9 protein-coding genes are annotated in these 11,859 nt (G+C 37.6%); 5 read left to right on the top strand and 4 right to left on the bottom strand.

Annotated features, from left to right (window positions below):
* Positions 1 to 38: 38 nt before the first annotated feature.
* Positions 39 to 437 (bottom strand): DNA-directed RNA polymerase subunit omega, encoded by a 399-nt coding sequence (gene rpoZ / locus FJG96_RS04960; protein ID WP_139413011.1) that lies wholly within the window; start codon positions 435 to 437, stop codon positions 39 to 41.
* A gap of 564 nt (positions 438 to 1,001) precedes the next feature.
* Between rpoZ and FJG96_RS04955 the strand changes: the two genes are divergently transcribed.
* Positions 1,002 to 1,670, top strand: coding sequence for a uracil-DNA glycosylase (locus FJG96_RS04955; protein WP_139413616.1), 669 nt, complete (start codon positions 1,002 to 1,004; stop codon positions 1,668 to 1,670).
* A gap of 24 nt (positions 1,671 to 1,694) precedes the next feature.
* On the opposite strand, the gene smpB is transcribed toward FJG96_RS04955, so the two are convergent.
* Both smpB and dapA read right to left on the bottom strand, forming a co-directional pair.
* Positions 1,695 to 2,171, bottom strand: coding sequence for an SsrA-binding protein SmpB (gene smpB / locus FJG96_RS04950; RefSeq protein WP_139413010.1), 477 nt, complete (start codon positions 2,169 to 2,171; stop codon positions 1,695 to 1,697).
* Between the two features lie 18 nt (positions 2,172 to 2,189).
* Positions 2,190 to 3,074 (bottom strand): 4-hydroxy-tetrahydrodipicolinate synthase, encoded by an 885-nt coding sequence (dapA, locus tag FJG96_RS04945; RefSeq protein ID WP_139413009.1) that lies wholly within the window; start codon positions 3,072 to 3,074, stop codon positions 2,190 to 2,192.
* Between the two features lie 253 nt (positions 3,075 to 3,327).
* Here dapA and FJG96_RS04940 point away from each other — a divergent pair, with 253 nt between their 5' ends.
* Positions 3,328 to 5,418, top strand: a complete 2,091-nt coding sequence (locus FJG96_RS04940; protein ID WP_139413008.1) for a lytic transglycosylase domain-containing protein — start codon at positions 3,328 to 3,330, stop codon at positions 5,416 to 5,418.
* A gap of 1,018 nt (positions 5,419 to 6,436) precedes the next feature.
* Here the strand turns inward: FJG96_RS04940 and FJG96_RS04935 are convergent.
* Positions 6,437 to 7,216 carry an energy transducer TonB family protein gene (locus tag FJG96_RS04935; RefSeq protein WP_139413007.1) on the bottom strand — a complete coding sequence of 260 codons (780 nt, stop codon included), beginning with the start codon at positions 7,214 to 7,216 and terminating at the stop codon, positions 6,437 to 6,439.
* A 242-nt stretch (positions 7,217 to 7,458) separates the two neighbouring features.
* On the opposite strand from FJG96_RS04935, the gene FJG96_RS04930 reads away from it, so the two are divergent.
* The 3 genes from FJG96_RS04930 to FJG96_RS04920 all read left to right on the top strand — a co-directional run bounded on the left by FJG96_RS04930 (position 7,459) and on the right by FJG96_RS04920 (position 11,842).
* Positions 7,459 to 9,636 carry a TonB-dependent hemoglobin/transferrin/lactoferrin family receptor gene (locus tag FJG96_RS04930; protein WP_139413006.1) on the top strand — a complete coding sequence of 726 codons (2,178 nt, stop codon included), beginning with the start codon at positions 7,459 to 7,461 and terminating at the stop codon, positions 9,634 to 9,636.
* A 263-nt stretch (positions 9,637 to 9,899) separates the two neighbouring features.
* Positions 9,900 to 10,943, top strand: a complete 1,044-nt coding sequence (locus tag FJG96_RS04925) for a hemin-degrading factor (RefSeq protein WP_139413005.1) — start codon at positions 9,900 to 9,902, stop codon at positions 10,941 to 10,943.
* A gap of 11 nt (positions 10,944 to 10,954) precedes the next feature.
* Positions 10,955 to 11,842 (top strand): heme/hemin ABC transporter substrate-binding protein, encoded by an 888-nt coding sequence (locus tag FJG96_RS04920; protein WP_139413004.1) that lies wholly within the window; start codon positions 10,955 to 10,957, stop codon positions 11,840 to 11,842.
* The last annotated feature ends 17 nt before the right edge of the window (positions 11,843 to 11,859 follow it).

Raw genomic sequence — 11,859 nt, 5'->3', positions numbered from 1 at the left:
ACAAGCTATCTTCACTCCTGTAATATCAACCGCCGTAATTAATAGTCGTCACTTTTTTCTGGAACAACTAAACCTTCAATCCCTGCTAAAAGCTCTTCTTCTGACATCTGATCAAATGAAGCTCCTTCTTCTTGCGATGATGCATTAAAAACACTTTCAGCTTCACTTGAATGGGTGATAAATTCACTTGCCATTTCTGGCTCATCTACTTCCACATGCTTTTGTAGCGAATGAATAAGATCTTCTTTTAAATCAGCCGGCGACAGCGTTTCTTCTGCTATTTCACGCAAAGCAACAACTGGATTTTTATCATTATCACGATCGATTGTAATTTGCGCTCCTTGTGAAATCTGACGCGCCCGATGACCTGCTAAAAGTACCAATTCAAAGCGGTTATCAACTTTATCAATACAATCTTCTACCGTTACGCGGGCCATTTATGCCTCTTTCTCAAATAAAAAAATTTAATAGTGGATGAGGGGAGTATATACAATAATCAAAATAAAACACAAGAAAAACAATATAAACTTTTATATTTTTTGCTTAAAAAACTTATTTGAGAAAATTCTTGGTAACTTTATAAAAAAATGTGTGTCCTCCTCATGCTCGTTATCAAAGCCGCACTTTAAACAATTCCAATAGATTGGATTTGAGCAAAGGAAAGTGTTTCTTGATAAAATAGCTCTTCGGAGTCTTTATTCTTTTAAAAGAAATACAAGCTCTTAAAAATCCTTTCCAATAACAACAGCCTTATGAAAACTTTTTATGATACTATATTTATGAAAGACAGAATTTTTTCTTTAAACAGCGTATATATTGCACTCTTATTCATCATATAAATGACTGCAAGATTGCTTCTTGTTACATCATCATTAGCCATAATTTATATTAAACTTTCTTCTCAAACAGTTTATTGATATTCTGGATTCCTTATCAAAACATGATCCATCATATACGCCATAAAAGACTTAAAAGAATAAAAACGATTGATGCCTAACAATATGAATAGCCCATTAACATCGCTTTGCCCAGAACCACCCCAAAATTGCAATTTATGCCCTAGGCTCCATCAGTTTATTGCTGACTGGCGTGTGAAAGAACCAAGTTGGCATAACGCACCGGTACGCCCTTTCTTTCCCTATAAAGGAGCAGACACAACGCGTCTTCTCATTGTTGGTCTTGCTCCTGGATTACGCGGAGCCAATCGAACTGGGCGTCCATTTACGGGTGATTATGCTGGGCACCTCCTTTATTCTACTTTGAAAAAATTCGGATTTGCCCAAGGAACCTTTGAAGAAAGAGCTGATGATACTCTTGAACTGATTGATGCTGCAATCGTTAACTCTGTTCGTTGTGTTCCACCAGAAAATAAACCCACCGGTGCTGAAATTAACACGTGCCGCTCTTTTTTTTCGCCTCTTTTAACAAATCTTCCCAAACTTAAAGCCGTTATTACCTTAGGCACCATTGCACACCATTCAACCATACGCGCTCTTAATGCAAAAGTTTTAGCACATCCTTTTGGACATGGCACAATCAATAACATTGGTAGATTACGCATCTTTTCCAGCTATCACTGTTCTCGTTATAATACCAATACTGGTCGCTTGACAGACGCTATGTTTCACCAAATTTTTCAAGCAGCAAAAACATACTTAGATCAATGCTAAATCAATAAAGCATATCCAAATCGATCATCCATATCTTTTTAAAAGTCTTGCTTTTTCTCGTCCCCAATCACGTTTTTTTTCCGTTTCACGCTTATCATGAAGTTTTTTCCCACGGGCTAGAGCAATCTCTAACTTAACGCGCCCACGTTCATTAAAATAAAGTTTGAGAGGAATAAGTGTCATTCCTTCACGGGATGTTGCATTAAAAAAGCGTGCCATCTCACGTTTTGAAAGTAATAATTTACGCAAACGTCGCGGCTCATGATTAAAACGATTAGCCTGCGTATATTCAGGAATATAGCTGTTTACTAACCATAATTCTCCATTTTCAAAACTGGCATAGCTTTCAGCAATATTAGCGTGATTAGAACGTAAAGACTTCACTTCCGCTCCTTGAAGAACAAGACCCACCTCAAGATTATTCAGAATTTCAAAATTAAAACGTGCTTTACGATTGTCAGCAATTATTTTTCGCACAGACGCGTTCTTTTTTTTATTCATGGCTTTGTCAATATCATTTTATGCTTTTAAAAGACCCGCATGACTAAGAGCTGCATCAATAATCTTCTTGGTGCTCTGTGTTAATGGAACAATCGGAGAACGCACTGTCTCACCACAAAATCCCAATTTTGCAGCAGCATATTTAATCCCTGCAGGGCTAGGTTCAATAAACACAGCTCGATTGAGAGGCATGAGGCGATCATTTAATTCTCGTGCTGTTTTATAATCTCCATGGAAACAAGCAGCTTGAAGTTCTGCACAAAGTTTTGGAGCAACATTGGAGGAAACTGAAATACATCCGACACCTCCATGGGCATTAAAACCTAATGCTGTACAATCATCACCAGAAAGCTGCACAAAATCTTTGCCACATTTTTCACCTTGTTCACTCACGCGCTCAATTCTGCTCGTTGCATCCTTAATACCAATGATATTGTTAAAGTCTTGATAAAGGTCTCTCATCGTTTCCACAGCCATATCTATAACAGAACGACCCGGAATATTATAAATTATAATCGGAATAGAAATAGCTTTAGCAATGGAAGAAAAATGCTTATATAAACCAGACTGATTGGGTCTATTATAATAGGGCGTAACAACCAAAACGGCATCTGCACCAGCTTTTTGCGCATGTTGTGCGAGCTCTATAGCCTCACTTGTACTATTGGATCCTGCTCCAGCAACAACAGGAACACGTTTTGCAACCTGCTCAACACACAATGCTATAATTTGCTTATGTTCTTCATGACTTAAAGTTGCTGATTCACCTGTCGTCCCAACAGGGCTTACACCGTTAATCCCTTGTGTGATTTGCCATTCAACAAAATCACAAAACGCTTTCTCATCAATTGCACCCTTCTGATCAAATGGTGTAATAAGCGCAGTTATAGCTCCCTTGAGCATGATAAACTCCCTATAATGTTCGCTTTTATTTTTTTAATAATCGCCTTTATAAATTTTAAATAGAGCATAATCTTGCTCTATCATCGAAGCAAGATGAATTTCAAAAAAAGCCTTTATAAGATCAACATATTCTTCCTTAAATTTTGAACATTTCTTTAAAATAAGCCGTCTGTATTAACGTGTTTTTCATGCTTGTATTCTATAAAGCTTTAGGTTTTTTTTACAAAAAGCAAGGTCTCAAGGTCTTTTCTCTATGCGTGTATTTTCCACCTCTCTTTTCGTAGCAACCTTTACTACACTTATACTGGCAATAAGAATTTTATTTTCAAATGCCTATGCACAAACACCTCTTTTACATGGGAAAGCACCAATCCCTTCGGCACGCCCTACCGCTCTTAATGTCAAACAAATAGCTCAACCTCTTCAACAAAGACACACAACATCGCACAATACTGCGACACTCAAACAACTAAAAGCTGGGCTAGAAGCCCTTGCAAACAACAATATTGCAAAAACAATAAATCTTCGTAATTCACTGGAAAAACATAACCTTGATCGTTATATTTTAACATGGGCGCTGGGGCTATCAAACCAAGATAATATACCAAGTTCTGAAATATATAATGCCATCAACATGCTAAAAGGATGGCCTGGTATAGAGACGATGCAACGCAATGCTGAACGTGCTTTTCTTAACGAAACCAATGTCACACGCGCCATCATCCAAAAATTTTCTCATCATCCCCCTCTTACAGCACAAGGTATGGCTCTCTTCGCTAAAGCACTTATTGTGATGGGACAAACCACTCGTGCTCAACATGTTCTTGCACCGTGGTGGCATAAAACACCGCTTAATGCAAAAGAAGAAGTGTTCGTTCTTAAAAATGCAAGTGCGGCCTTAAAACCTATTGATCATTTAAAACGCATGCAGTTTATGCTGTATGCACATCGTTTTGATTCAGCGTCCCGCATTGCAAAATTAGCCCATGCTCAAGCTCTTTTTGATGCTTTTGTGGCCGTTGAAAAAAATGATCCTAGAGCGACACAAAAATTACGCGCTATCGAGAGAATATGGAAAAAAGATCCTCTCTTCCAGTTTGCTCGAATGCGCCATCTTCGGCGAACAGAGCAATATGATGCAGCCGCAACACTTATGATGAAAACATCAAAAGATGCATTCCATCTTATGAACCCTCATTCTTTGTGGAAAGAGCAACGCGCCCTTTCTCGCGAAATGCTTGATTTAAACAAACCAAAAATGGCTTATCAACTCGTTGCGATGCATACTGGCATGACATCTGCATTAGCCGTCGATGCTGAGTTTCATGCAGGATGGTACGCACTACGATTTCTTCATAACCCTAAATTAGCCATGCAGCATTTTTCACGTATTCCTCAACTCTCTTCTTTACCTTTTTCTGCATCACGTGGCTATTACTGGATGGGACGAACAGCGGAAACGCTAGGAGAACATAAAAATGCTCAGCACTACTTTCATCGCGCAGCGCATTTTGGTGCAACTTATTATGGTCAATTAGCCGCCGCACGACTCAACCAAAAAAGGCTTAACATTTCCTTTCCTAAACCAACAAATGCTGAGCGACAACATTTTAGTGCACGAAAAGCTATCAAAGCAATTCAACGTCTTGAAGAAGCTGGCTATGCTGATTTTGCTAAAATTTTTTATAGAGAACTCGGAAAAAAAATAGAAAGCCCCGGTGAATTAGCTCTTCTGGCTGTTATGGCAGAAAAAAATGGTGACTATTATACCAGCCTCAAAATCGGAAAAATGGCTGCTTTTCAGGGTAAAAATGTCGGGGCACTTTCTCATCCGCTGGGTGCTATACCGGCTTCTGCTCATATTTCTGTAGAAGAAAAATCGCTTATCTATGCCATTGCTCGCCAAGAAAGCGAATTTAATCCAACAGCCATATCAAAAGCAGGTGCACAAGGAATCCTCCAATTGCTTCCTACAACAGCAAAAGCACTCGCAAAAAAATACTCAATCGCATGGTCTCCTAAAAAATTCGGCAGTGATGCTCATTATAATGCAACATTAGGAGCCCATTTTCTCAATGAACAATTGGAACGTTTTAATGGATCCTATATCTTAACGCTTATTGGCTATAATGCGGGGCCCCGCCGAGTCAATGAATGGATAAAACGTTATGGCGATCCTCGAGGACAATCTCTCGATCGCGTCATTGATTGGATTGAGCGCATTCCTTATACAGAAACACGGAATTACGTGATGCGCGTCATGGAAAATTACGGCGTCTACAAAGCAAGACTCACTGGGAAAATAGATATAAAAACCGACCTGCTTTCTGGTCGATGGAAATAATATACCTTAATCTTCTCAAACTAAGAGTGCACTCTTAAGAGAATTTTTATTTCTCCCTAAAAGAGTTTAAACATACAGACTCACTTTTAACGTGTAAGTAAGTTAAGTGATTTTAATGGATTCAGTATCAATAGAGCTGAAATAGGAAAATCCTAAGCTATTCTGGGCTCTCATTCCAAATATAAAATAATAGAATGATCATTATAAATCATCATGTTGCGCAAATAGTTCATTTCTTCTCAATGCATAAACGATAATATTATAGAGATTATCAATATGAGAAGAGTGAAACGAATAGCGTATCCTTTTATTGTTGCTTATTCATCAACATTCACATCTTGTACAATAGCATGTTTTGAAAGTGTTTTTTCTACTTACAATATTTCTATACCCCATAGAGGAGCGTTATGACTATACCTGTTTGGATCATATCTAAAGAAAAAAGATAGACTCATTGAATAAGACAACCTTAAAGATAAAAAATATCCTTCTGCACCTTCCCTTTTCATTCAGCTTTACGTCTTTCAAACAATTAATATTTTAGGAATGAAGGTGAAGCTTTACCTTTTATTTCTCTCATTTTTATGTATAAGCTCGCCCCTTTATATAAAACAGAATATCGAGCCCAAATAGTATGTATTTCTTATGCCTATTTTTATTTTAAAAGGCATTTTTTAATGCTTGTAAGTTCATTTCACAACGGTGAACCTGAAAAGTGCTTATGAAAATCTTCTCACGAATGGTATATCGATTAGATATATTACTTTTAATGAGATAAAAGCGATAGCCTTATCATCCCCTCATGCCCAATATTGCAACAGCCCTTTCATTTGGAATATTTATAAGAAATATGTTCATTCCTAAAACTTTTTATCTATGTTCTCCCCTATGTCGTCTTTAAGCGAATGGTTTTGATTGATTCAACGTCAAAAAGATCTAGAAAAACTATATTTCATTCATATTATAAACTGATGAGCCATCATTCTAAACCAATATATTACAGAGCTCCCCATAAAAATCAGCTAAATATTAAGGATACTCTAATCGTTTTATTCACTTTTGATGGTGGCGGGGGAGGAAAAGAACCGACACGTTGAAGGGCTGCCAGAGCCAATCGATCAAGTTCTGGATCACCAGCCGAAACGACGACACGGCTAGAAAAAATACTCCCTCGCTCATGGACTCTAAATTCTAACTTCACCGTTCCTTTAGCCCGACTGATACGTTGTCTTACAACATAATTTTTCTGCTTTTCTAATTGCGACTGTACCTTTGCTAACCACTCCATTAACACGATATCTTCAAGCCCTGCTGTACTGCCACTCTGTCTGGTGGATGATGAACGCACAGACTTTACAGGTGGCTGCTTAATAACTGTTTTTGGTCTCGTTTTTTTTTCAAATATTTTATCTTCTACTTTGTGAGGAAGAGATTCTTCCAAAAATTTTTCTGTAAAATCATCTTTTTCTACAGTATGCTGTGGCTCTTCCGGTTGAATTTCATCCACCGTCTCCGATATCTCTGGCTCTTGCTCAGAAAGATCCGGCTGTAGCAATTCTGATTTTGTGCTCACATTTGATAAATCTGTATCATGATCTGGATTCGAGGAATCTCTATCAGCATCCAGATATACACTCTCTTGGACAAGAGTTAGCATAACCGTCGACGAGAGCATACCATTACTGACGCCAATCTTTCGAAAATAAAACTGTGCTCCCAATGCAAGATGCAAAAAAAGAGCGCCCAAAAATGCACCAATCCAAAGAGCTGATAACTGCCTCATATTTGCAAAGTTCATCGTTTCTTCCGCCGCTATTCTAAGTGCAATGTTGGTCTTTCATCTCATTAAAACAAGCTATTTCGAAATTGCAACTTTTTTCTTGACTGATTTTATCATGTTTAATATGGTTTCTCTGTGATTTTATATTGTTAAATCATTCCTGCTTGGTTGGCTAACTTTTGATAGGGTTAAGTCAAGCGTTTTTATGTAAAATTTCAAGCTTAGAGAGGGGATGTTTTTAAAAAAGGTTATAATGTGTTATGCGAATAAGACGAGAAAATATCCATAGGAGCTGTGTAATTTTAGGTGCGTTGTCGGTTTGTATACCTTCATTTGTTTTTGCACAAAGCAGCGATAAGAATGTTGTGACGGAGCTCAAACCAATCCTTATTAAAGGAAAAAAAATAGAAGATGCTTCAAATTCAATAACCATTCTAACTGATCGTAAAACCAACAAGAATATTGATGAAAAACAAATAACTGATGTGTATGACGTGAGTCGTCTTAATCCTTCTGTCTCCTATAACTCAGAAAATAATAGTTTTGTTATTCGTGGTTTAGATGCAAACCGTGTTGTTATGACAATGGATGGTATTTCTCTCCCATGGTTTAATGATATATTCCGTGGTGGCGGTGGAAACACAACTTTTGATTTCAATGCGCTTTCTACGTTTGATACTATTCAGGGATCAGATTCTAGTCTTTATGGTTCTGGCGCTTTAGGGGGAATGATTGCATTGCGTACCCTTAATCCTGAAGATCTTATTGGGGAAGGAAAAAATTGGGGAAGCCTTATAAAAGGTGGTTATCACTCTGTTGATAACAGTTGGCGCATCGATCAAGCTTTTGCTGTGCGCAATTACCGAACATTTATGCTTTTCCAAGGGTCTTATGTAGAAGGTCATGAGCGCAAAAATATGGGAACAGTGGAAGGATATGGAGAACGCACGCGTAAAAACCCTTCTCATTTTGACAAGAATAATTTGCTTTTTAAAATTCATCAATATTTGAGTGATAACCATCGGATTGGCTTTACTGCAGAACGTTTTGGTCATAATAGTAACACCCATGCATTAAATTCATCTAAAAGATATGCTCCAGGTTCCGTTTATGAGCGGGATGATAAACTTCGTGAGCGCTTTTCTCTTTCTTATAATTATAACGGTGATGGCGACGCACTTCTTGATGCTTTTAGTGGGAAGCTTTATTGGCAAAGACAATCAAGTCGTGCCGTTACGACTGGCGTTCGTGTTTCAGCCCCCAAAGGGGATTATTTGAGAGATAATTTTTTACGTAATATCAATTATGGTTTCAGTGCTAATGCACTTAAAAAGGTGGATTTTAGCACTGTAAGTCATACGTTAAAGTTTACAACAAATGTTGAGTCATCTAAATTTCATCACTATTTGTTTGGTAAAGATAACTGCCATATAAAAGAATACGCGCGAGGATGTCTTTTTGTTCCTGCTAATCGGTCAGATTCACCAGATACAAATGGTTATAATTTAGGGCTTGCTTTTGAAGATGAAATTGGATTCGTTGATGATCGTTTTCGTGTAACGCCAGGATTCCGGTATGATTGGTACAAATATGTTCCTCAGAAAACATCTTCTTATGAGAAAGCTCTGATTTCTGATAAATTCCCTCCAGAAAGAAGTGGATCACGCTTTTCTCCTAAATTGCGCATGGAATGGGATGTTCGGGATCAAGTGACACTCTATGCCCAGTGGGCGCAAGCTTTTCGTGCACCACGTATTCCAGAGCTTTACGTTTCTTATATCAAACCTTCTGCTTATTACGTGAAAGGAAACCCTGATCTTCAACCAGAAATAAGCAATGGCTATGATATTGGTCTACGGTATGGAAATGCAAATTTTGGTGGTTCCTTTAATGCCTTTATAAACCAATACAAGAATTTCATAGATACCGAGGATAAAGGGCCATCCGAAGAATTCAAATTTGCACGTCGGCATTATATGAATCGTTTCCGTGTGCAAATTTTTGGTGTTGAAACAAAAGCACATTTAGTTCTTAAAAATGGTTTTCATGGCTCTGTTGCTCTTGCTTATTCACAAGGAAAAGATCTTGATAAAAAAGAGTATCTTAACTCAATTCCTCCTTTGAAAGCCGTTATCGGATTAGGATATGCAAAAGAGGTTTGGGGAAGCGATATTACCCTTACATTAGCAGCCAAACGCGACAAAGTAGCCAAAGAATCTGATTATCAAAAAATTCCAGGATACCATGTCGTTGATATGACAGGGTGGTGGAAACCATTCGGTGAAACAGGGCCTATCTTAAGAGCCGGTGTTTATAATCTTTTCAATACAAAATATTGGAATGCATCAGAACTTCCTTCAAGTAAGAGTTCAACACCGAAAGATTATTATAGCCAGCCTGGTCGTAACTTTAAGGTGTCGTTCGTACAAAAGTTTTAGTCACTTCTATGAACGATTAGGTCAATAAAATTATCGATAAAAGGATGAATTATTGTGTTTCTATTTTCAACATCTTTAAAATTACAAGAATTGAGTAGAAAAGTTTTAATTCTTTCTGTTTTATCGTTTTATGATTGTTCGGCTGTTGGCGATAGAGCGTTATTTTGTGATAGATTGAACTCTTAAAAGAATTTAATCTATTGCCTTGGAATTGTAAAATTTGAAAGTTAGTTTTTGAGTTAAGTAACATAAAGGTAAAGTCCATGGCATATACAGCTGAAATGATTCTTCGTTTACGTGAAGAAAAAAAAGAAATGCGAAACCGCGATTTTGCGGTTTCGATTGGTATATCTGAAGCAGAGCTTATTGCGGCCTATTGTACCATTGGAAAAGCAAAAAGACTACAAATTGATGTTGCTACTCTCTTGGAAAGTGCACCTCGGCTTGGAAAAGTTATGGTCTTAACACGCAACGAGCATGCCGTTCACGAAATAACAGGACGTTTTGAAAAAATTGTTCAAAATGAACATATTCCTATCACACTTGGTGAAATTGATTTGCGTATTTTTGCAAAACAATGGAAGTTCGGTTTTGAATATGATGTCATTATCCTTGGAAAGCCTGCAAAAAGTCTACAATTCTTTGATGAGCATGGCGTTGCTATTTTAAAAGTCTATTCTAAAGATATGACCAACATGGAAGAGTGGAACAAACTTGTTGAAAAGCTTCTTCTTGAAGATCAATCCTCTGTTCTTGATATTCTTCCCGTTTCTCTTCCAGTTCAATGTGACATAACAGAATTGGATATTGAGAATTTTCGGGATCGTTGGCGTAAAATGACAGATGTACACCAGCTTCACAAAATTATTTCCGAATTTAAAATTAATCGGCATCATGCTGTAAAATATGCTGGCAATGAGTTTGCCGATGAATTACAGGTAAATGCTGTTGAAATAATGCTTACTCAAGTTGCAAAACAAGAACTGCCCATTATGTGTTTTGTTGGTAATAAGGGGTGTATTCAAATTTTTAGTGGAACTGTGAAAAATATTAAGCAAATGGGACCTTGGCTTAATGTTCTTGATCCAGGGTTTGACCTCCACTTACTTACGTCTGGGATTGCTAGTGTATGGCATGTTCGCAAACCTACTCGTGATGGTTATGTCAGTTCACTTGAAGTTTTCGATAAAAATGATGGTATGATTGTTCAATTTTTTGGCTTGCGTAAAGAAGGTCAAAAAGAGCGTGAGGATTGGCGTTCTTTATTGAAGTCTCTTCCTCCCTATCAAGAATTAGTCGTCGCTTAGAAAGATAAAATATGCTTATACTTTTTTTGCGTAGACACTTAGGCTTTTTTCTTCTTTTTATACTGCTTTCTCTTAGCTTCTTTTCTCAGCGTGTCATTGCTGAACCTACAACGCATTTTTCTGAAAATGCGCGAATTGTCTCTATTGGTGGTTCCTTAACAGAAATTGTTTATGCATTAGGCGCACAGGATCAACTTGTTGCCCGTGATAGTACAAGCGTTTATCCTAAAGAAGCCCTCAAACTTCCTGTGCTTGGCTACATGCGTGCTCTTTCACCTGAAGGTGTTCTATCTCTTGCTCCAGAAGGTATCTTGCTCGTTGAAGGAAGTGGGCCTCCTTCAACAATTGAAATTCTCAAAAAAACATCAATCCCTATCGTGATCATACCAGAAAACTATTCTCGAGAAAGCGTCATAGAAAAAATTCGACTCGTTGGAAAAGCTATCCATCGTGAAGCACAAGCCGCTGCATTAATTCAAAAAGTAAGCCGTGATTTTGTAGACAATGATGCTCTTTTGACAAAAGTAACGAAACCAAAGCGGGTTCTTTTTATTTTATCTGTACAAAATGGGCGTGTTATGGCATCTGGAACAGATACAGCGGCTGATGGTATCATAAAACTTTCAGGGGCTATCAATGCCATTACCGATTATAAAGGGTATAAGCTTCTCAATAACGAAGCGTTATTGAAAGCAAATCCTGATGCTATTTTGCTTATAACACATAGTGGAAAATCTATTAATCTTGAAAAGCTTTTAGCTATACCAGCAATTCAAGCAACAACCGCTGCCAAAAATCATGCTATTAAACAAATGGATGCTATGTACCTTTTAGGATTTGGTCCACGCACTGCAAATGCATCAAGAGAACTTATTCATATGCTTTATGATGCAAACTAAAACGGTAAAAACGGGTA

The sequence above is a fragment of the Bartonella mastomydis genome (assembly GCF_900185775.1).
GTDB lineage: Bacteria > Pseudomonadota > Alphaproteobacteria > Rhizobiales > Rhizobiaceae > Bartonella > Bartonella elizabethae.
The sequence above is the reverse complement of the archived record's forward strand: the minus strand, read 5'-3'. Positions and strand labels throughout refer to the sequence as shown.